16 protein-coding genes are annotated in these 21,161 nt (G+C 73.2%); 8 read left to right on the top strand and 8 right to left on the bottom strand.

Going from position 1 to position 21,161, the window contains the following annotated elements; translation table 11 throughout:
- The first annotated feature begins 3 nt into the window (after positions 1-3).
- The 3 genes from BLU95_RS34170 to BLU95_RS34160 all read left to right on the top strand — a co-directional run bounded on the left by BLU95_RS34170 (position 4) and on the right by BLU95_RS34160 (position 5,454).
- Positions 4-2,268: a DUF6571 family protein gene (locus tag BLU95_RS34170; protein ID WP_093863388.1), complete on the top strand. Its 2,265-nt coding sequence runs from the start codon at positions 4-6 to the stop codon at positions 2,266-2,268.
- Positions 2,269-2,431: 163 nt separating this feature from the next.
- Entirely contained in the window at positions 2,432-2,905 is a 474-nt protein-coding gene (locus BLU95_RS34165; RefSeq protein WP_093863387.1) for a hypothetical protein, read from the top strand.
- Between the two features lie 56 nt (positions 2,906-2,961).
- Positions 2,962-5,454, top strand: a complete 2,493-nt coding sequence (locus BLU95_RS34160; protein WP_173862310.1) for a DEAD/DEAH box helicase — start codon at positions 2,962-2,964, stop codon at positions 5,452-5,454.
- Between the two features lie 120 nt (positions 5,455-5,574).
- On the opposite strand, the gene BLU95_RS34155 is transcribed toward BLU95_RS34160, so the two are convergent.
- Entirely contained in the window at positions 5,575-6,510 is a 936-nt protein-coding gene (locus tag BLU95_RS34155) for a hypothetical protein (RefSeq protein ID WP_159425105.1), read from the bottom strand.
- A 410-nt stretch (positions 6,511-6,920) separates the two neighbouring features.
- Between BLU95_RS34155 and bioB the strand changes: the two genes are divergently transcribed.
- The 5 genes from bioB to BLU95_RS34130 all read left to right on the top strand — a co-directional run bounded on the left by bioB (position 6,921) and on the right by BLU95_RS34130 (position 12,159).
- On the top strand, positions 6,921-8,213 hold the full coding sequence (bioB, locus tag BLU95_RS34150; RefSeq protein ID WP_093863384.1) for a biotin synthase BioB: 1,293 nt from the start codon (positions 6,921-6,923) through the stop codon (positions 8,211-8,213).
- 115 nt (positions 8,214-8,328) lie between these two features.
- Positions 8,329-9,633 carry an adenosylmethionine--8-amino-7-oxononanoate transaminase gene (locus BLU95_RS34145; RefSeq protein ID WP_173862189.1) on the top strand — a complete coding sequence of 435 codons (1,305 nt, stop codon included), beginning with the start codon at positions 8,329-8,331 and terminating at the stop codon, positions 9,631-9,633.
- A 64-nt stretch (positions 9,634-9,697) separates the two neighbouring features.
- Complete coding sequence (bioD, locus tag BLU95_RS34140; protein ID WP_093865329.1) at positions 9,698-10,492, top strand: dethiobiotin synthase; 795 nt, start codon at positions 9,698-9,700, stop codon at positions 10,490-10,492.
- 267 nt (positions 10,493-10,759) lie between these two features.
- Positions 10,760-11,206: a hypothetical protein gene (locus BLU95_RS34135; RefSeq protein ID WP_159425104.1), complete on the top strand. Its 447-nt coding sequence runs from the start codon at positions 10,760-10,762 to the stop codon at positions 11,204-11,206.
- Positions 11,207-11,409: 203 nt separating this feature from the next.
- Entirely contained in the window at positions 11,410-12,159 is a 750-nt protein-coding gene (locus BLU95_RS34130; RefSeq protein ID WP_159425103.1) for an AfsR/SARP family transcriptional regulator, read from the top strand.
- Between the two features lie 101 nt (positions 12,160-12,260).
- Here BLU95_RS34130 and BLU95_RS34125 read toward each other — a convergent pair whose 3' ends face one another.
- The 7 genes from BLU95_RS34125 to BLU95_RS34095 form a co-directional block, all read right to left on the bottom strand.
- The gene (locus BLU95_RS34125) at positions 12,261-13,196 is read right to left on the bottom strand and encodes a class I SAM-dependent methyltransferase (RefSeq protein ID WP_093863381.1); all 936 of its coding nucleotides are present in this window, start codon (positions 13,194-13,196) and stop codon (positions 12,261-12,263) included.
- Positions 13,197-13,218: 22 nt separating this feature from the next.
- Positions 13,219-15,402 (bottom strand): glycosyltransferase, encoded by a 2,184-nt coding sequence (locus tag BLU95_RS42615; RefSeq protein ID WP_093863380.1) that lies wholly within the window; start codon positions 15,400-15,402, stop codon positions 13,219-13,221.
- A gap of 42 nt (positions 15,403-15,444) precedes the next feature.
- Positions 15,445-16,398, bottom strand: a complete 954-nt coding sequence (locus BLU95_RS34115; RefSeq protein WP_093863379.1) for a UbiA prenyltransferase family protein — start codon at positions 16,396-16,398, stop codon at positions 15,445-15,447.
- A 13-nt stretch (positions 16,399-16,411) separates the two neighbouring features.
- Positions 16,412-17,443, bottom strand: a complete 1,032-nt coding sequence (locus BLU95_RS34110; RefSeq protein WP_286158664.1) for an NAD-dependent epimerase/dehydratase family protein — start codon at positions 17,441-17,443, stop codon at positions 16,412-16,414.
- A 125-nt stretch (positions 17,444-17,568) separates the two neighbouring features.
- On the bottom strand, positions 17,569-18,969 hold the full coding sequence (locus BLU95_RS34105) for an aspartate aminotransferase family protein (protein WP_197698653.1): 1,401 nt from the start codon (positions 18,967-18,969) through the stop codon (positions 17,569-17,571).
- The gene (locus tag BLU95_RS34100; protein ID WP_093863378.1) at positions 18,956-20,002 is read right to left on the bottom strand and encodes a lysylphosphatidylglycerol synthase domain-containing protein; all 1,047 of its coding nucleotides are present in this window, start codon (positions 20,000-20,002) and stop codon (positions 18,956-18,958) included. The genes BLU95_RS34105 and BLU95_RS34100 overlap by 14 nt, the downstream gene beginning before the upstream one ends.
- On the bottom strand, positions 20,002-21,120 hold the full coding sequence (locus BLU95_RS34095; protein WP_093863377.1) for a glycosyltransferase family 2 protein: 1,119 nt from the start codon (positions 21,118-21,120) through the stop codon (positions 20,002-20,004). The genes BLU95_RS34100 and BLU95_RS34095 overlap by 1 nt, the downstream gene beginning before the upstream one ends.
- Positions 21,121-21,161: the final 41 nt, after the last annotated feature.

Below are 21,161 nucleotides of genomic sequence, written 5' to 3'. Positions count from 1 at the left end.
GCCATGGTCACGTACACCCAGCTCCAGAACGTCGACCTCGCCGGCCTCAACTCGGCGGCGACCGACTTCGAGAAGATGGTCCGGTCCTGGGACCTCTCGACCAGAATCCAGAACGAGGTGATCGGCCCGGTCCAGCAGTCCGGCTGGCACGGGCCCAGTTCGGAGTCGGCCGCCACCGCCCTCACCCAGGCGCGCGACCAGATCCGGGCCGCGTTCGAGGAGGCCTCCGCGATCGCGCGGACCCTGCGCGACGCGCACGACGAGTTCACCGCCGCACAGAAGGACCTCCGGACGGCGGTCCACAACGCCGCCGAACTGGGCCTGACCGTCGACGCCCAGGGCAACGTCCACTGGCCGCCGGCCACCGACCCGGCCGACAAGCGCGACGCCGACTACGCCAAGGCCCAGCAGGCCAATGCCCAGGGCGCCGCCCAGGAGATCGGCAAGGCCCTGGACCGCGCCACCGAGGCCGACTCCGCGGCCGCCCTGGCCCTCGCGATGGACACCGGGAACGACACCAAGAGCTTCAACAGCACCCCGCTGGGCAGCGTCGCCGACGCCGAGGCCAAACAGGCCGCCCAGATCCTCAGCCTCGGCAGCGCCGCCAGCGACACCCAGCTCGCGCAGTTGCAGGCGCTGCTGCAGCACCACTCCGGCGACCCCCGCTTCGCCACCGCCTTCTACGGCGGCCAGGACCCGGGCACGTTCCTCGCCTCCTACGGCTCGCTGGCGCAGAGCGGCGACTTCTCCGACAGCCCCGCCCGCAAAGCCGCGGTCAAGGGCATCCAGGAAGGGCTCGGCCTCACCCTGGCGACCGCCACCAGCACCGGACAGCAGCCGCACCTGCCCGCCGACTGGGCCGACCGCATGCGCCGGGCCGGCAGCCGCCACGTCCAGATCGCCCCCGGAGCCGCCTACGACTCCAGCCCGTACGGCTACCAGATCCTCGGCAACATCCTGAAGCACGGCAACTACGACGCCGCGTTCCTGAAGCCGATCGCCGAGCACGTCACCCAGCTCACCCAGGAGAACCCTGCCCGCTGGGACGCGGTGGCCATGAAGGGCGGCGCGCCGTTCCAGGAGTTCTGGTTCACCGGCACACCGGACGACAAGGGCAACTACCACGGGTTCAACCCGATGGGCTCGGTGCTGAACGCGCTCGGGCACAGCCCGGACGCCGCCGCCAAGTTCTTCACCGACCCGCCGACGACGTACTGGCCGGACGGCTCGGTGAAGAGCACCGGCGGGACGAACACCTACCTGACCCTGCTCGCCGACACCGGAGAGCGCTCGCTGCTGCGCGACGTCGCCTACCCGCTCGGACCGAACAGCGGCAGGGCGGGCCCGCTCCAGGTGGAGGCCCTGGGTCACGCCCTGGAGGCCGGGGCGACCGGCCGGGCGTACGACGACGAGACGGGGCCGCTGCCGCCGCACAACAAGGCGATGAACCAGACCATGCAGCAGGCCGTAGGCCTGTTCGGCGGGAAGGACGCCTCCGCGCTGCTGTACGGCGAGGACGCGCCCTTCGGCGACCTGCAGGGCTCCCTCGGCAAGATGACCGGCGCCTACATGGGCGACGTGCAGACCGCCCTCGGAGGTCCGTCCACCCGTCTGCCGATCAACGGGGAGCTCGCCGGCCTCCCCAAGGAGAACCTGCAGCACCTGCTGGTCACCCTCGGCCACAATCCGGAGGCCTACGCCTCGGTGGCCGCCGCGCAACAGGCGTACACCACCGCGGCGATCAACGACGTACTGCTGCACCCGTCCGACCACGGCGACCTGACGTCCGCGGCCCTCGCGTCCGCCGCGCCCGGTGGCACGGTCGCCGGGCTCCTCAGCAGAGGCATGACCGACGAGGTCTTCACTCAGGGAAAGAACAACGACGAGGAGTACAACTCAGCCGTTTCGAACACACGCGAATGGGCGGGCACGATCTGGGAGACGACGGCCGGATCTGTCCTGGAGACCCGGGCGCCCATCGTCGGTCCGCTCGCCAACAGCATGGTCGACAAGATCATGGACGGTATCGCCGAGAGCTACCTGGTGAACACCGAGGCGGAGACCACCAACAAGGCGCAGGCGGCCCAGAACCACGCGCTGGTGGGCGCGCAGGGGTCCGTCCAGGACGCGATCCGGGACGGGGCGGCCCAGGCCGGCCTCGAACGGAAGTACCTCAACGACATGGCGCCCGCCGTCGAAACCGCGATCGCCGGCTCGTTCGCCGCCGGCACCAACATCCTTTGGCAGGTGACCCATGAGAAGGACTGACACGGTGCGGAGCGGCCGACGAGGGCGGGTCACCGTCGCAGCCGCGGCTGCGACGCTGGTGCTCCTCGGTGGCGGCCTGTGGTGGTGGCAGCCCTGGAAGTCGGCGGACGTACCGGTCGGCGCGTGCTGGGGAATCGTCACGGCGGGGAACCTCCGAACGCTCATGAGCGACGAAGGGAAGGCTGTCGAGGTACCGACCGACGCCGACCTGTCCGGCCGCAGTGCCACGGCCGATTGCTACGTCAGTTGGCGACCGGAGCAGACGGACCCCGTGGTGAGAATCGAGGTGAGGCAGGTCGACGAACGCTCGTACCGCGCCACGCGCGACGAAGCGACCGAGTGGGTCCGCGTCGGACAGAGCACGGAGCTCGCCTTCGGAACCGGGGTCGAGGGGTGGCTTCAGGACAACTACGCCCCCCTGCTGATCCTGAAGTGCGACAGCGGCCGATCGGCGCGGCCAGAGGCCGTCTACCGGAAGATCTCCGTCTGGGGCGACTTCCTCACCTCGGACCTGCCCCGGCCGGAGCGCACCCAGCTCTTCGTCGACCTCGCCCGCCGCACCGCCGCCGAGGTCGTCCGCCAGGAGGGCTGCCCCGACGTGCGGATCGCCGACCGGGCGCCCGCGGTGGCGGGGTAGCTTTGCCGGGGGTGGCGGCGAGCAGGCAAGATGGGGCGGTGACCCTCCTTGATCTGATGCCGAAGCCCGCCACGCCCGACGCGCTGTACGAGACGTTCGCCGCCTGGGCGGAGGAGCGCGGGATCTCGCTGTACCCGGCTCAGGAGGAGGCGCTGATCGAGCTGGTGTCGGGGAACAACGTGATCCTGGCGACGCCGACGGGCTCGGGGAAGAGCCTGGTGGCGGCGGGAGCGCACTTCGCGGCGCTCGCGGAGGGGAAGCGGACGTTCTACACGGCGCCGATCAAGGCGCTGGTGTCGGAGAAGTTCTTCGACCTGGTGAAGATGTTCGGGACCGAGCAGGTCGGCATGATGACGGGTGACGCCTCGGTGAACCCGACGGCGCCGATCATCTGCTGCACGGCGGAGGTGCTGGCGCAGATCGCGCTGCGCGACGGCGCCCGGGCCGATGTCGGCCAGGTGGTGATGGACGAGTTCCACTTCTACGCGGAGCCGGACCGCGGCTGGGCCTGGCAGATTCCGCTGCTGGAGCTGCCGCAGGCGCAGTTCCTGCTGATGTCGGCGACGCTGGGCGACGTGCGGCGGTTCGAGGAGGACCTCACCCGGCGCACCGGACGGCCGACGACGGTGGTGCGCAACTCGACGCGCCCGGTGCCGCTGTTCTACGAGTACCGCCGCACCACCATGCACGACACGCTGGAGGAGCTGCTGCAGACCGGCCAGGCGCCGGTGTATGTCGTGCACTTCACCCAGAAGGAGGCGGTGGACCGGGCGCAGTCGCTGATGAGCATCAACATGTGCTCGAAGGCGGAGAAGGACGCCATCGCCGAGCTGATCGGGAATTTCCGCTTCACCACCAAGTTCGGACGCAATCTGTCGCGTTTCGTCCGGCACGGGATCGGTGTGCACCACGCGGGCATGCTGCCCAAGTACCGGCGCCTGGTCGAGCGGCTCGCCCAGGCGGGTCTGCTGAAGGTGATCTGCGGGACGGACACGCTCGGGGTGGGCGTCAACGTTCCGATCCGCACGGTGCTGTTCACCGCGCTGTCGAAGTACGACGGGCAACGGGTGCGGATCCTGCGCGCCCGGGAGTTCCACCAGATCGCCGGACGGGCCGGTCGGGCCGGGTTCGACACCGTGGGCCAGGTGGTGGCGCAGGCGCCCGAGCACGTCATCGAGAACGACAAGGCCGTCGCCAAGGCGGGCGACGACCCCAAGAAGAAGCGGAAGATCGTCCGCAAGAAGGCGCCGGAGGGCTTCGTCGGCTGGTCCGAGGAGACCTTCCAGAAGCTGATCGGCGCCGATCCGGAGCCGCTGGTCTCCCGGTTCAAGGTGACCCACGCGATGCTGCTGTCGGTGATCGCGCGGCCGGGCAACGCCTTCGAGGCGATGCGCAAGCTGCTCACCGACAACCACGAGGACCGGGCCGCGCAGCGCCGGCACATCCGCACCGCGATCGCCATCTACCGCTCGCTGCTGGAGGGCGGCGTGGTGGAGCGGCTGCCGGAGCCGGACGCCGAGGGCCGGATCGTGCGCCTCACCCTGGACCTCCAGGAGAACTTCGCGCTCAACCAGCCGCTGTCCACCTTCGCCCTGGCGGCCTTCGAACTGCTCGACCCGACCGAGCCGTCCTACGCGATGGACGTGGTGTCGGTGGTCGAGGCGACCCTCGACGACCCCCGGCAGATCCTCGCCTCGCAGCAGAACAAGGCGCGCGGCGAGGCCGTCGGCGAGATGAAGCGCGACGGCATCGAGTACGAGGAGCGGATGGAGCGGCTCCAGGAGATCACCTACCCGAAGCCGCTGGAGGAGCTGCTCACCCACGCCTACGAGGTGTACCAGCGGGCCCACCCGTGGATCGGCGACCACCAGCTCCAGCCGAAGTCGGTCGTGCGGGACCTCTACGAGCGGGCGATGACCTTCTCGGACTACGTCGGCTTCTACGAGCTGGCCCGCACCGAGGGCATCGTGCTGCGCTACCTGGCCGGCGCGTTCAAGGCGCTGGAGCAGACCGTCCCTGAGGACGTGAAGACCGACGACCTCAAGGACGTCATCGCCTGGCTGGGCGAGCTGGTCCGCCAGGTCGACTCCAGCCTGCTGGACGAGTGGGAGCAGCTGGCCAACCCGACCGGTCCGCAGACGGCCGAGGTGGCGCTGGACGACAAGCCGGCGCCGGTGACGGCGAACGCGCGGGCGTTCCGGGTGCTGGTGCGCAACGAGATGTTCCGCCGGGTCGAGCTGTGCGCGCTGGAGCACTACGACGAACTGGGCGCGCTGGACGGCGAGTACGGCTGGGACGCGGACCGCTGGGCGGACGCCATGGACGGGTACTGGGACGAGTACGACGACCTGGGCACCGGTCCGAACGCGCGCGGCCCCAAGATGCTGATCATCGAGCAGGAGGACTCGGCCTGGCGGGTGCGGCAGATCTTCGACGACCCGGAGGGCGACCACGACTGGGGCATCAGCGCCGAGGTCGACCTCTTCGGCTCGGACGAGGAGGGCCGCGCGGTGCTGCGGGTCACCGCCGTGGACCGACTGGGCGGCTGACGGACCGTCATGAATGGCTGACAGCTCGTCAGCGGCCCTGACCGGCCGACGGAACGGGGGAGGGGGCGGGCCGCGGCCCGCCCCCTCCCCCGTTCGGCCCCTGGGGCTGCGTCCGGGCCGCTACATCCAGACGAACGGCACGCCCGCGCTGTGCGAGACGGCCCGGGTGGCCTCGTCGAGCAGCTGGTCCAGGCCGGGAGTGCTCGCCGAGGGCACCGGCAGCGGACTCACCGGGGGCACGGACGGGCCGCCGGCGGGCGGGGCGGAGGCGGTACCGGAGGGCGCACCGGGGACGGCGGTACCGGGGGCGGTGGTGGGCACCGGCGTCGGCGCGGGGGGCGCGGCCACGCCGCCGGGGTACATCTCGGCGGGCCGGGAACTGGCCACCGTCACGTAGTGGCCGACGAGTTCGACCCGCGGCTCGATGGCGGGCCGGGCCGATCCGGCCGGCAGCGCGGGCGCGGCCGAGGCGTCCGGGAGGATGAAGGCCACCGATCCGGACTTGGCGTGGAGCGCCTCGACGGCGCGGGCCGCGGCCGCGGCGTCGGTGAAGCGCAGCAGGGTGACGCTGCTCAGCACGGGCCGGTCCTGGGCGGTGAAGCTGACCGCGAGGTAGCCCTTGCAGCCGGGCTCGCGCAGCAGCTCCAGGGTGCGGTCCTGGAGCACCTCGGTGCAGTTGTCGCCGCGCCGCACACCGGAGCGCTTGCCCTTGTAGGAGCCGGACTCCACGATCCGCTGGGCGGGGAAGTAGGCCTCGACGTCGAGGGCCTCGGGGTCGACGAGCGTGCGCTGCGGCGGGTCGCCGACGATCGGCGGGGTCTTGGACTGCTCCTTGCTGGAGGGACCGAGCCCGGGTATGTAGTCGCCGGGCGTGGGGCGGGTGACGATCCAGCCGCCGGCGGCGACCACGCCGACGACGGTGATCCAGCCGACGACCCGTCGGGCGGTCACGCGTCTGGGCCGGTGGGTCCCGTCCGGCCGTTCGGACACGTCGTACCCCGGCCGCTCCGCCGGTGATTCTGCCGATGACGGGGCGCGCTCCCCCTGCGTGGTCATGCGGCCGATTGTATGCAGGTCACGAGTGGTGGAGATCACGGGGTCGGGGCGGCGGGAGCAGGACGGGGAGGACGGCGGGAGCGGCGCGGGGAGGACGGCGGGAGCAGCGCGGGGAGGCCGCCGGGAGGGGCTCGGGAAAGCACCGGGAGGGCCGTCGGAACGGGCCCCGAAATGGGCCCCGGAACGCACTCCCGAACGCACCCCCGAACACGCTCCGGAACGGGCACCGGAAGACGCTCCGCAGCGGTCGCCGGAAGGACCTCCCGGAGGGCCGCCGGGACCTTCGTCCACGACGTGACCGGCGCCACTACCGTGAGCTTCGACACTGTGACAACTCGCACATCCTCCCCGGGATCTTCTGGTGGGTTTCCTCTGGCGTCCGTCGCGGCCCAGCAGGCAGGATCAGGCCCATGGATCTGCTCGATACCCTCACCGCCAAGGGCCTGCGTGGGGAGACCCCCACCCGCGAGGAGGCGCTCGCCGTCCTCGCCACCACCGACGACGAGCTGCTCGACGTGGTCGCGGCCGCCGGGCGGGTGCGCCGGCGGTGGTTCGGCCGCCGGGTCAAGCTCAACTACCTGGTGAACCTGAAGAGCGGGCTGTGCCCGGAGGACTGCTCCTACTGTTCGCAGCGGCTGGGCTCCAAGGCCGAGATCCTGAAGTACACCTGGCTCAAGCCGGGTCAGGCCGCCGAGGCGGCGAAGGCCGGCGTGTCGGGCGGCGCCAAGCGGGTCTGCCTGGTGGCGAGCGGCCGCGGCCCGACGGACCGTGACATCGACCGGGTGACCGACACCGTCGCGGCCATCAAGGAGGCCGACCCGGCGGTGGAGATCTGCGCCTGCCTCGGCCTGCTCTCGGACAACCAGGCGGAGCGTCTGAAGGCGGCCGGTGTCGACGCCTACAACCACAACCTGAACACCTCCGAGGGCACTTACGGCGACATCACCACCACCCACACCTACGCGGACCGGGTGGACACCGTGCAGAAGGCGCACGGCGCCGGCCTGTCGGCCTGCTCGGGCCTGATCGCGGGCATGGGCGAGAGCGACGAGGACCTCGTGGACGTGGTCTTCGCGCTGCGCGAGCTGGGCTCCGACTCGGTGCCGGTGAACTTCCTCATCCCGTTCGAGGGCACTCCGCTGGCGAAGGAGTGGAACCTGTCGCCGCAGCGCTGCCTGCGGATCCTCGCCATGGTGCGGTTCGTCAACCCGGACACCGAGGTGCGGATCGCCGGCGGCCGTGAGGTGCACCTGCGCAGCATGCAGCCGCTGGGCCTGCACCTCGCCAACTCCATCTTCCTGGGCGACTACCTGACCAGCGAGGGCCAGGCCGGGCAGACCGACCTCGACATGATCGCGGACGCCGGGTTCGAGGTCGAGGGCATGGGCGAGAGCACCCTGCCCCGGCACCGGGCGGACATCGCGGCGGCGGCGACCGGCGGTTGCGGCAGCGGGGCCACGGCCGGCCCGGGCGGCGGCTGCGGCACGTCCGTCCTGTCCGGCGAGAGCGCCGGGTCCGCCGTCGGCGGCGGCTGCGGGACGGGCGGCGGCTGCGGCCCGTGCGGCGGCCACGACCACGCGGCGCCGGCGGCGAGTGCCGACGACACCGCCGGGGCCGTCCCCGCGGGCTCCGACGAGGTGCGCACCGACCTGGTCCGGGTCCGCCGCCGCGGCGCCGGGACCGAGCTGGCTCCGAACGCCTGACGCCCCCGGCCCACACCGGACCGGCACGAACCGGACCGGCCTGGCACGACCCGGTTCGGCCCGGCACGAACCGGGCCGGACCGGCCCCCACCGCACCCCGGAAAGTCCTCTCCCCATGACCCAGCTGTCCACCGACACCCTGATCGCGCTCGACCGGGCGCACGTCTGGCACCCGTACGGGCCGATGCCCGGCACCGCCACCCCGTACGTGGTGGAGTCCGCCTCCGGCGTCCGGCTGCGGCTGGCCGAGCCGGTCGCGGGCGGGCGGCGCGAGCTGGTGGACGGCATGTCCTCCTGGTGGGCGGCGATCCACGGGTACGGGCACCCGGTGCTGGACGAGGCGGTGCGCGGGCAGCTGGGGCGGATGAGCCACGTCATGTTCGGCGGGCTCACCCACGAGCCCGCCGTCCGGCTGGCGGCCACCCTGGTGGAGATCACTCCGGAGCCGCTGCGGCACGTGTTCCTCGCCGATTCGGGCTCGGTGGCCGTCGAGGTCGCGATGAAGATGTGCCTGCAGTACTGGCAGTCCGTCGGGCGGCCGGAGAAGCGGCGGCTGCTCACCTGGCGCGGCGGCTACCACGGGGACACCTTCCACCCGATGTCGGTGTGCGACCCGGAGGGCGGCATGCACCAGCTGTGGGGCGGGGTGCTGCCGCACCAGCTGTTCGCCGCCGAGCCGCCGGCCGGCTTCGACGCCCCGCTCGACGACGCGTACGCCCGGGCCTTCGAGGAGCTGGTGGAACGCCACGCCGGCGAGCTGGCGGCGGTGATCGTGGAACCGGTGGTGCAGGGCGCCGGCGGGATGCGCTTCCACTCCCCCGCCTACCTCCGGATGCTGCGCGAACTGTGCGACCGGCACGGGGTGTTGCTCGTCCTCGACGAGATCGCCACCGGGTTCGGCCGCAGCGGCGAGCTGTTCGCCGCCGACCACGCGGGTGTCGCCCCGGACGTGATGTGCCTCGGCAAGGCGCTCACCGGCGGCTACCTCACCATGGCGGCCACCCTGTGCACGGCGGAGATCGCGGACGGCATCAGCCGCGGCACGGTGCCGGTGCTGGCCCACGGGCCGACGTTCATGGGCAACCCGCTGGCGGCGGCGGTCGCCAACGCCTCGATCGACCTGCTGCTCGGGCAGGACTGGGCGACCGAGGTGAAGCGGATCGGCACCGGGCTGGGCGCGGGTCTGGCGGACGCCGCCGCGCTGCCGGGGGTCAAGGACGTCCGGGTGCTCGGCGCGATCGGCGTCGTGCAGCTGGACCACCCGGTGGACATGGCGGCGGCGACCGAGGCCGCCGCACGGGAGGGTGTCTGGCTGCGCCCGTTCCGGGACCTCGTCTACACCATGCCGCCGTACATCACCGGCGACGAGGACGTGGCGCGGATCGCCCGGGCCGTCACGGCGGCGGCGGCCGCCGGCTGAGCGCGGGGCGGCGGACACCACGATGGACGGGAACAGGAGCGGGACCATGGGCAGGGACGGGGACATGAGCGGCGACGCGGGCAGGCACACCGACGGCGGCACGGGCGGACGCGTGCTCTTCGTGACCGGGACCGGCACCGAGGTCGGCAAGACCGTCACCACGGCGGCCGTCACGGCCGCCGCCCTGCGGGCCGGTCTGCGGGTCGCGGTGCTCAAGCCCGGCCAGACCGGGGTCGCCCCCGGCGAGCCCGGCGACGCCGAGGAGGTCCGCCGGCTGGCCGGGCCCGCGGCGCCGGCGCCGGACGCCCTCACCCTGTGCGAACTCGCCCGCTACCCCGAGCCCTTGGCGCCCGACACGGCCGCCCGCCGGTCCGGCCTGCCGTGCCTGGCGGCCGAGGACGTGGCGAAGGAGGTCGCGGCCCTGGCCGAGCGGCACGACCTGGTGCTGGTGGAGGGCGCCGGCGGGCTGCTGGTCCGCTACGACGAGCAGGGCCGGACGCTCGCCGACCAGGCCCGCGCGGTACGTGGACTCGGCCTGCCCGCCGAGGTGCTGCTGGTGGCCACGGCCGGTCTCGGCACGCTGAACACCACCGCGCTCACCGCCGAGGCGCTGGCCGCGCGCGGTCTGCCGCTGCTGGGCGTCGTGGTCGGCGCCTGGCCGGACTCCCCCGGGCTCGCCGACCGCTGCAACCTCGCCGACCTGCCGCGGGCCGCCGCCGGCGCGCCGCTGCTCGGCGCGCTGCCCGAACACGCGGGCCGGGCGGCGGACTTCACCGCGCTCGCGGTCGCCGCGCTCGCGCCCGCGCTGCACGGCGACTGGGACGCCGCCGCCTTCACCGCCGAGCACGGAGCCGGCTGAACCGCGGACGGCCCGGCTCCCGCCGGTCGGGAGAAAGCGCACGGCCGACCGACACCGACGGCCGACGAACACCCACGGCCGGAGAGCGCCCGCGGCCGACGAGCGCGCGAGCCCGACGGACGCGCGAGCCCGACGAACGCCCACCGCCCGCGACCCCGCACGGCCCCCGGCGCTCCCGGAGGAGGAACCGCGCCGTTTTCCCTCGATCGGGTGAGATCCCGCCCCGGCCCCGCCCCCGGCCCCCGGACGCTCAATACGGTTCTCCGCATGACGGATGGCCTGATGGTGGACGAGGCCCTGCGGGCCCTGGCCGCGCTCGAAGCGGCTTGGAAGGACGACGACGAGGCCCTGGCCGCGCTGGCCGCCGGGGGGCCGACCGAGCAGCCGCTCGCCGCGCTGGTCGCGCGCTACGGCGAGCACGCCGTCGACACGCTGATGGCGCTGGCCTTCGGCCTGCGGTCGAGCATGACCGACGAGGAGCTCGCCGAGCTCACCGACGCGGTGAGTTCCAACATCGGTGCCCGGATGAGCGCCCTGCTCACCCGGACCCTGCGCGCGTGGGGCGAGACGGCCGGGGACGACCTCGGTGTGGTCAAGGTGATCGCGCACGCGGTGATCGACGCCATGCGGGCCGTCACCGAGGAGCCGAGCAAGACCGATGTGCTACCCCTGCTCGCCACTTTCCGTACCTACGCGCTGAGCGACAGTCCCTGACGGTCCGTCAGTCACGAGGGTTCCCGGCCGCCGCGGCGGGCGGTCCGGGCGGGGCCCGATCCGGCCATCCGGCGGCCTTGAAGTGCCCTTGACACCCTCAAAGGTCTATACCATGCTGCCATCCGGCGCCCGGACGGCGGAGTCTCCTCCGCTTCCGCGGCGCCATTTCGGCGCAGGTGAGAGCGACGAACGGGGGCTGTATCGTGCTGGTGCACATCCTGGGACCACTCCAGGTCGACGTCGACGGAAAGCCAATACCACTCGGGGGACGACGCAGCCAACTCGTGCTGGCGACCCTCGCCCTGACACCCAACTGGGTCGTGCCGCTGGACCGGCTGGTGGACAACCTGTGGGGCTCCGCGCCACCGGCCAGCGCCCGGACGCAGATCCGGATCTGCGTCTCGCAGCTGCGCCGCGCGTTCGCCGACGCGGGCGCGCCACCGGTGATCGAGACCCATCCGAACGGCTACCGGCTCCGGCTCGGGCCGGGCGAGCTGGACGCCACGCTGTTCAACGAGGAGGTCGCCCGCGCCCGGTTGCGGGCCGCCGCCGGGCACCTCCCCGAGGCCGCCGCCGTCCTGCGGCAGGCCCTCGCCCGGTGGACCGGGCCGGCCACGGCGGGGCTGGACTGCCCGCCGCTGGAGTCCTGGGCCCGGCGGCTGGAGGAGAACCGGCTGCGCGCGGTCGAGGAACGGGTGCGGCTGGAGCTGGCCCTCGGCCGGCCCGGGGACCTGGTCGGCGAGCTGCTCGAACTGGTCTCCGCGCACCCGTTCCGCGAGCACCTGCACGCCCTGCTGATGCAGGCCCTGCACCGCTCCGGACGGACGGTGGAGGCGCTCGGCGTCTACCGCACGCTGCGCACCCAGCTCGTCGAGGAACTGGGCCTGGAGCCGGGACCGGAGCTGCGGACGCTGGAGCAGGACATCCTCAACGGCGCCTGCCCGGCCTCCTGAGCCGTCCGTCCGGCCCCCGGGCCCCGCCCGTTCGCGCCCGGCCCGCCGGGCCCCTGGCCGTCCGCCCGAGCGGCCCGCCGGAGCCACCCGCCCGGGCCGGCTCAGCCGGTGTGGCGCCACCAGAACGACCCGGGCTCGTAGTGCTCGGTGACCCCGAGCCTGCGCCAGAGCGGCTCGGCGATCCGCCGCAGCTCCGGGTCGGCGTGCACGAAGGCGTCCGGCAGCTCGACGTCGAACCGCCCCGGAGCGGCCGTCAGCAGCGCGGCCAGCAGGTACTGCTCGGAGTAGTGGCGCCAGCGCCAGGAGGTCGGGTAGTCCGCCGGGAGCATGATGTCGTGCACGTGGACGATCACCCCGGGCCTGAGCACCGGCAGCACCTCGAAGAAGAACACCGCGACGTCCGAGCCCATGTGGAGCCGGTGCGACCCGTCGAAGAAGACGATGTCGCCCGGCTCCAGCTCGCGGAACACCGCGAGGTCGGCGTGCTGGAGCGGGGTGCGGACCACCTCGTCGCAGAGCCGGTCGACGGTGGCGCGCGGGGCCGGGTCGATCGAGGTGATCCGGGTGCTCAGCCCGAGGTCCTCGACGGCCCGGCGGGCGAACTTGGTGGAGTTGCCGGAGCCGATCTCCAGGTAGCGGGCGGGCCGCAGCTCGGCCAGGAACCCGTACAGCGACAGCGCGTCCAGCGGCGGCAGCCAGCCGTTGTTCCAGTACGGGGTGGAGCCGGCCGCGGTGCCCCGCAGCGGGATCCCGCTCAGCGCGTCGCCCAACTCCACGAAGCCGGCCAGCCGTTCCGCGTAGCGCTCGCGGTTCTTCTCCAGCAGGTCCCGGACCTCGGTGAGTTCGGCCCGGGGCTCGGGGGTGACCACATGGTCCCAGAACAGCGGCTTGCGCAGCCCGAACGCCCACAGGGTGAGGCCGTGCAGCACCGGCCGCTCACCGAGCCAGTCCACCGGCCGGCGCAGCGCGGGCAGGCGCTCCAGCAGTTCGACGCCGGAGGCGGTGCGGACGGCGGTCCGCAGGTCCTTGAGCACCATGTCGTTTCCTTTCGGGGGGAGTTCAGAGCGAGAGCCAGAGGTCCTGGAGCCGGTGTTCGGAGATGCCCTCGGCGGAGCGGAAGTCGTAGCGGTGCACCTTCACCGGGCCCCGGGTGAAGCTCCAGTCCAGCCGCCAGAGCGGGTAGGGGCGGTTGATCGCGCTGTCCCAGTCGAACCCGGCGGGCGCGGAGAACTTCCAACTCAGCGGCAGGAAGTCATTGTTGGCGCGAATCGCGTCGTCCGCGAGCGATCGGATCCCGTCCAGGTCGCGCATCGCGGGGCTGGCGTTGAAGTCGCCGGCGACCAGCGTCCGGTTGGGGTTCCCCTTGAGCTCCGTCTCCAGTCCCCGGATCTCCTCCTGGCGCCAGGCGAACTTGCGCTTGAAGTAGGAGTCGAAGTCGAAGCCCGAGAACGGGTCGAGGTCGGGGGCCAGCGGCACGGTGACGTGCACGTTGTAGACGCTGAGCACGGTGGCGCCGACCTGGAGGTCGGTGCGCATCACCTTGTCGCGGGCGAAGATCCGGCTGAACGAGGCGTCGGGTCCGAGGGCGGCTCCGGTGCCGACGGAGCGCTGCTCGAGGATCGGATAGCGGGAGACGGTGAGCAGTTCGCCGGTGCGGGCGATGTGGTAGCCGGGGAACTCGGCGGCGAGCCGGGCGTCGTCGTCGAGCCGCCGGTAGCCGTCCTCGCCGAGGCCGGGCTGCCAGACCACGTGCTCCTGGAACAGGTACACGTCGGCGTTCTGGCGGTGGATCAGGTCGTAGAGCCGGTCGACGCCGGTGGACGCGGCCCAGTACTGGGTGTTGAAGGAGACCACGTGCAGTGCCCCGGGCGGCACCGGCCGCTCGCCGTGCCACAGGGCGGGCCAGTTGAGGCCGGAGCCGGTGGTGAGGCCGAGCAGCAGCGGCGGCAGGGCGAGTCCGAGGGCCCAGCCCCGGCGGGGACCGCAGGCGCCCGCGGCGGCGAGCAGCAGGAACAGCGGCACGGCGACGAGGAGCACCGGCGGGACGGCGTCGAACAGGATCGCCCAGTGCCAGCGGCCGCTGACCGACCAGCGGAAGAAGGCGTAGAGCAGCCAGGCGCCGGTGAGGCCGACCAGGGCGCGGCCGTACCAGGTGCGCAGCCGGCGGGCGATCCGCCGGGCCCGGGTGGGTTCCGGCTCCGGGTCCGGCCGCGACACCGGGCCCGGCACCGGTTCCCCGACCGGGCCGTCCTGCCGGTACATCCGGCGGAAGCGCCGGCTGACCGCGAACTGGGCGACGCCGGCGGCGAGTCCGGCGGTGACGACGGCGTTCAGCAGGAGGTGGCAGAGGGTGAAGAAGGCGAGGAAGCGGTAGCCGCGTTCCTGGCGGACGAAACGGTACTGCCCGAGGTCGGTGAGGACGAAGGCGGCGAGCAGCAGGGCGGTGGCGAGCGCGGCCGCCGGCTCCAGGACGATCACGGGCAGGCTCAGCAGGGTGAGCGCGGCGAGCACCGAGGCGAGGGCCCGGCCGGGGGTCTCCATGCCCTGCATCGCGCGCCCGCGGTCGAGGTAGAACGGCACCCGCAGGCGGCTGCGCACGAAGGCCTTGCGCAGCAGCGGGCGGATCCGGTTCTCGTCGGAGAGCCGGCCCCGGACGCGCGAGGTGAGCAGCATGGGGTGGCGGGCGGCGAGCCGTTCGGCGTGGTCGATCTCCTCGGTCTGGCGCAGTGCCGGGTTGAACGGTCCGGCTTCCAGGAAGGCGGTGCGGCGGACGGCCCCGAGGGCGTAGAAGCCGCCGCTGACGAGTCCTTCGGCGCTCTTGCGCCAGTAGTGGTACTGGAGGATGCGGTACTGGCCGACCGGGCCCTCGGGGAACAGCGGTTCCTTGTCGGGGACGCCGAACACGGCGCCGTACTCGGGGTGTTCGGCGAAGACGGCGACGGCTTCGGCGACGGCGTCGGGGTGCATCGCGAGGTCGGCGTCGAGGAAGAGGACGATGTCGCCGGTGGCGTGTTCGACGCCGAGGTTGCGGGTGGCGCCGGGTCCGCCGTTGTGTTCGGCGCGGACCAGGGTGACGGGGTGGGCGGCGGCGAGCGCGGCGGAGTCGTCGGTGCTGGCGTCGTCGACGACGATCACCTCGTGCACGGGGTGGCTCTGGGCGAGGACGGAGCCGAGGCAGAGGTCGACGGTGCGGCTGTCGTTGTACATCGGCACGACCACCGAGACGAGCGGTGTGGTGGGCATGGCTCCTCGTTCGGAACGGCTGGAGGTCAACGGGCTCGTGTTTCAGGTGAGTTGGAACGTGAGCAGGAGGGCGGCCCAGAGCACGGCGGTGGCCAGCATGGCCCGGTCGCGCAGCAGGGTGTGCACGGGGTTGCCGCCCTCGGCGTGCACGACGACGATCTGCAGGTAGCGGAACAGGGCGAACAGGGCCAGCGGCGCGGTGAGCAGGGCGCCGGTCTCGTAGCCGGACTCGGTGCGCAGGTAGAGCAGGTAGCCGACGACGGTGAGTCCGGAGCAGAGCACCAGCACCAGGTCGAGGAAGTGCGCCGAGTAGCCGACCAGGGCGGGCCGGTGGCCGCTGCCGGCGACGCCGAGTTCGTGACGCCGTTTGCCGACGATGAGGACCAGGCAGAGGGTGAGCACGGTGAGGACCAGCCAGGCGGAGAGCGGGCGTCCGCTGGCCCCGTAGCCGCCGAGCAGGCGGAGCACGAAGCCGGTGGCGACCACGAAGACGTCCAGCAGCGGGAGGTGCTTGAGCCGCCAGCTGTAGGCGGCGTTGACGCCGAGGTAGAGCAGGACGGGTGCGGCGACGCCCGGTCCGGCGACGGCCAGGACGGGCACCAGCAGGGCGGCGAGGAGCAGCGCGAGACCCACCGCGGTCCGCGGGGCGACCCGTCCGGAGGCGAGTGGCCGGTGGCGTTTCACGGGGTGGCGGCGGTCTCGTTCGATGTCGGCGAGGTCGTTGACGACGTAGACGAGCGAGGAGGCGAGGACGAAGGCGGCGACGGCGACGGCGATCCGGGCGCTCGTGTCCCGGGCGAGGTCGGCGCCGAGCAGGGGCAGCGGGACGACCAGGATGTTCTTGGGCCACTGGCCCGGCCGGAGCAGGGCGAGCGGTGCGGGCAGCCGGGAGGGTCCGGCGGTGCGGCGGGCGGGCCCGGGCGGTCCTTCGGGGCCGGGTGGTCCTTCGGGGCGGGCCGTCTCGTGCTGCGAGCTCTGTTCGCTCAGGGAGGTCATGGCGGAGCGCTCCTCAGAAGAAGATCTTCACGGCGGACAGCAGTCCCTGGCTCCACGGGTCGCGGCTGGTGCGGCCCGCGTCGGGGCCGCCGGTGCGCGGGGCGGCCGGGGTCTCGTGCCGGGCGGTGCGCCACCAGTCGTAGGTGCGCAGGACGGCGTCCCGGTTGGAGAGCTTGGGGTCGAAGCCGAGCCGGTCGCGGGCCTTGTCGATGGAGACGTAGGAGTCGGCGGTGAGCTTGTGCAGCAGGCGTCCGTAGACGGGCGAGAGGCCGGCCCGTTGCAGGGTGTCGAGCACGGCGAGGGCGGGCCGGGCGGGCAGTCCGACGACCCGCTTGCCGTGGCCGGCGGCGTCCAGGACGGCCTGGAAGTCCTCGCGCAGGGTGCCGAACTCGGCGGCGGCGAGGTTGTAGGTGTCGTTGGCGAGGTGGTCGGGGGCGTGCAGGACGGTGACCACCGCGTCCACCAGGTCGTCGATGCCGAACATCTGGGTGCGGACGTCGCCACGGCCGAGCACGGGGAAGTTGCGGCCCTCCTCGGCCCATTCGAAGAGCATCGCGAACAGGCCCATCCGGCCGGGGCCGACGAAGGTCTTGGGCCGTAGGATCGGGACGCACAGGCCGTCGGCGCGGTGGCGTTCGGCGATCTCCTCGGCGGCGGCCTTGGCCCGGCTGTAGGTGTCGACGGGTTCGCGGGGGTGGGTCTCGGGGGTGGGGACGCGGCGGGGCAGGCCGTAGACGGCGGTGGAGGAGATGTGCACCACGCGGGGGGTGCCGGCGGCGCGGGCCGCGGCGAAGACGGTGCGGGTGCCGTCGACGATGATGGAGCGGATCTGCTCGTCGGGGTAGCTGGGGAGGGCTGCGGCGGCGTGCACCAGGATGTCGGCGCCGCGCAGGCCGCGGTCGAGGGCGGCGCGGTCGCGGATGTCGCCGACCACCTCGACGCCGGGACCGGGGCGCAGGTCGATGCCGCGCACGTGGTGGCCGTCGGCGGCGAGGCGTTCGGCGAGGCGCGAGCCGAGCATGCCGGCGGCGCCGGTGACGGCCACGGTGAGGCGGGGGCGGCTGCGGGGGCCCGTAGCGGTGTCGGCAGCGGTGGCGGTGTCGGCAGCGGTGGCGGTGGTCGTGTCGGCAGCGGTGGCCGTGTCGGTGCGGGCGTCGGGGCCGGTAGGGGTCACCACTGGGAGGTCACCTTCTGCTTGACGAAGCGGGTGACCAGGCGGCCGAGCCCCTCGTCGAGGACGGTGCCGAGGGCGTCCACGGTCCGCTCGACGTCGGCCGGTTCGGTGATCAGGGAGGGCCCGATGATCAGCGGATTGAGGCCGTTGAGGGTGTAGTAGGCGAAGATGCCGTGGTCCTGGTAGAGGGCGCTGATGACGGCGCAGGTGACCAGCTTGGTCCGGAACCGGGGGTCGCGCGCCATCCCGCCGGGCGCGAGCTTGGCGACCAGGTCGAGGATCCGCGGCCCGCCGTCGATGAACACCCCCCACAGCGCGCCCGCGCCGTCCACCCGGGCGACGGTGTCCGGGTGCTCCTTCGCGAGCCGCCGCAGTCCCGGTTCGAGGACGGCGCCGATCGCCCGGGCCCGGGCCGGGTAGTCGTCCTCGATCGCGATGTTGACGGCCTCCAGGGCGGTGGCGCACTCTTCGCCGAAGCCGTAGTAGGTGGTCGAGGTGGACTGCAGCAGGGCGTCGCCCAGGTTGTCGTAGGCCTTGCGGAAGACGGGTTCGCGGGCGACGAACGCCGAGATGGAGGACTTGCCGCCGCCGAAGGACTTCGAGGTGGTGAGCACGTCCGGCAGCAGGCCCGGGTAGCGCATGAAGTGGAACAGGGTGCCGGTCTTGCCCCAGCCGGTGTAGATCTCGTCGAAGATCAGCACGATCTTCTCGCGGTCGCACAGCTCGCGCAGTCCGCGCAGGAACTCCTCCGAGCAGGCCTCGATGGTGGAGGCGCTGAACGGCTCGATCAGGATCGCGTAGACATCGCCGGGGTGGGCTGCCACGGCGCGCCGCACGGAGGCGAGGTCGTTGTAGGTGAAGGTGTCGATGCCGGGGATGGTGGGGAACGCGAACTGCGTCTGCCCGGTGAGGCCGCCGGAGCCGAGGAGCTTGCCGTGGAAGGCCCGGTCGGCGCGCAGCACCGTCCGGCGCTTGCCGTTGTGGTACTTGAACGCGAGCTTGACGGCGCCCTCGACCGCCTCGGCGCCGGAGTTGGGGAGGAAGGACATCGACAGGTCGCCGGGCAGCACCTCGGCGAGGTTGTGGCCGAGGGCGGCGAGGTAGGGCGAGAAGTAGGTCTTGTGGACCTCCATCCGGCGCTCGCGGGCGAAGCGCTCCCGGACGGCGAGGATCCGGGGGTGGTTGTGGCCGTGGTTGAGCACGCCCACACCGCCGGTGACGTCCAGGATCCGTCGGCCGTCGGTGAGGGTGAGGTGGGCGCCCTCGGCGTGCGCGACCAGCTCGCGGCCGAAGCCGAAGGAGGTCATCAGCGAGACCTGGCTCTTGTTCACGTACCGGCGGTAGAGGTCGTGCACCTCGCCGACCTCGAAGCGTTCGGCGTCGTCAAGGGTGTACACGGGAGTCTCCGATCGGAGTGGGGGCGATGGAGGGAGCGGCGGTGGGAGCGGCGACAGGAGCGGCGGTGGGAACGGTCGTGGGAACGGGGCTGTCGGCGTCGGTACGGGCGCCCGGGGCGCCGAGCCGGGCCCGGGCGAGCGCCAGGACGACGGCGGAGCTGCCGAGTTCGGCGACCACGCAGACCACCCGGCTGGCGACGGCCGCCGTCGCCGCGGTGCCGTCGGGCAGCGCGGCCGCGAGCGCGGCGGCGATGGTCAGCTCGCGCACGCCCCAGCCGTCGGGGACCACCACGGCGAGACTGCTCACCACCGTGGCGAGCGCGAACGCCCCGATCGCCGGCCCGGCGGAGGACCCGGCGGGCGCGCCGAGGGCGATCGCCAGGAACCACAGGTGCAGCCCGGACACCAGCCAGGAGGCGACCGCCAGCGCGATCGCCCGGCGGACCGCGGCGTCCGGCGGCGGCTCCACCGTGCGGCGGGCCAGCCGGGCCAGCGCCACCACCGGCGCGGTCGCCAGGGCGGGCCTGGCCACGCAGGCGAGCAGGCCGAGGACGGGCAGGACCAGCCAGAACCACTGCCCCGGCAGGACGGCGGGCGCGGCGAACAGGCTGACGCAGGCTCCGGTGAGGACGGTCAGCGCGAGGCTGAGCAGATAGGCGGAGGTCATCGTGGCGGCCGGCACACCGACCGCGCGGCCGTGGGTGACATGGGTGACCACGCCCCACACCCGGCCGGGCAGGTACTTGGACAGCTGGCCGAGGAAGTAGATCCGGGCCGCGAGCAGACCCCGGACCGGTCCCGCCGTGCCGGGGGGACTGCCCGGCGGCGCGGGCACCAGCACCCGCCAGGCGTGCACCGCGAGCACCAGGCCGCCGACGTTGGCGGCCAGCGCGGCGAGCAGCGGCGGCACCGCGTCGGCGCGGGCGAGGGCGCGGGCGGCGACCGGGCCCTCGTGCCGCAGCAGCAGGCCGACACCGACCAGGGCGGCCAGCACGACGGCGGGGGTGAGGAGGGCGCGCAGGCGTTCCGCCATCAGTTCCGCTCCCCCGTCACCGGCGCCGGCTCTCCCGTCACCGGCGGTGCCGTCCGCCGCGTCGGCGCGACCGCGGCAGCGCCCGGTGCCGCCCCCGGTACCGCGCGCCGCCCCGGCCGCAGCATCCGCAGGGCGCCGACGCCTGCGCCGGTCAGCAGCGAGCCGACGACCAGGAAGTGCACGCCCGCCGCGTACGGCGCGAACGCCGCCCCGTGCCGCCGGGCGGCGAACCGCAGCAGCCCCGCGTTGGCGGCGCAGAAGGCGGCCAGGCCGGCGACCGGCAGCACCGGCCACCGGCCGGCCAGCGGCAGCACGGCCAGGGTGAACGCGGCCGACACGACCGAGGCCGGGCTGTTGGCGGTCAGGTTGCGCCGCCCGCCGCGCCGCGCCGAGGCCAGCGCGGGCACCAGCACCAGCGCGCGCCGGTAGGTCTCGGCGAGCAGCGGGCCGAGCCGTTCGACCTCGTCGTGGTGGGCGACGATCCGGTCCGTGAGCACGATCCGGTAGTGCGGGGCCAGCCGGTCGCTGAGTTCGAGGTCCTCGGAGTCGCGCAGGCTCTCGTCGAAGCCGCCGATCCGCTCGAACACCTCGCGCCGCACCGCCGCCTGGGCGAAGAACGCCGTCTCCACCACACCCGCGCCGCGCACCCGCCACCAGTGCGCGTGCAGCACCCGGTAGCGCTCCACCGGTCCGTCGTCGAAGAGTGGTTCCGGGGCGATCACCCCGTGCACGCAGCCGCATTCCGGATCCTTTTCCAGGATTTCCAGCGCATTCGCCACCGAATCGGGCGTCAGGGCCTCGTCGGAATCCAGGAAGAAGATCACCTCACCGGTCGCCGCCGAAATTCCGGCATTCCGCGCGGCGGAAACCCCGCGATTCGGCCACTGCCGGATCAGCTCGCACGGCGGGCCGCCGGCCGGGCCACCGCCGGAGCCCCCGGCGGGGCCGCCGTCGACCGCGTAGGCCTCGGCGATCCGGGCGGTGGCATCGGTGGATCCGTCGTCGACCACGATCACCTGGTGCGGCCGGTGGGTCTGGGCGTACACCGAGTCCAGGCAGGCCGAGAGGGTTCTGGCCGCGTTGTGGGCCGGGACGACGACCGTCACGGAAAAGGTCATGGGCCAAGTTCAGGCGGACCGCGTATCGGGCGGATATCGTC

Origin of the sequence: Streptomyces sp. TLI_053, assembly GCF_900105395.1 — a bacterium.
Taxonomy (GTDB): domain Bacteria; phylum Actinomycetota; class Actinomycetes; order Streptomycetales; family Streptomycetaceae; genus Kitasatospora.
The sequence above is the reverse complement of the archived record's forward strand: the minus strand, read 5'-3'. Positions and strand labels throughout refer to the sequence as shown.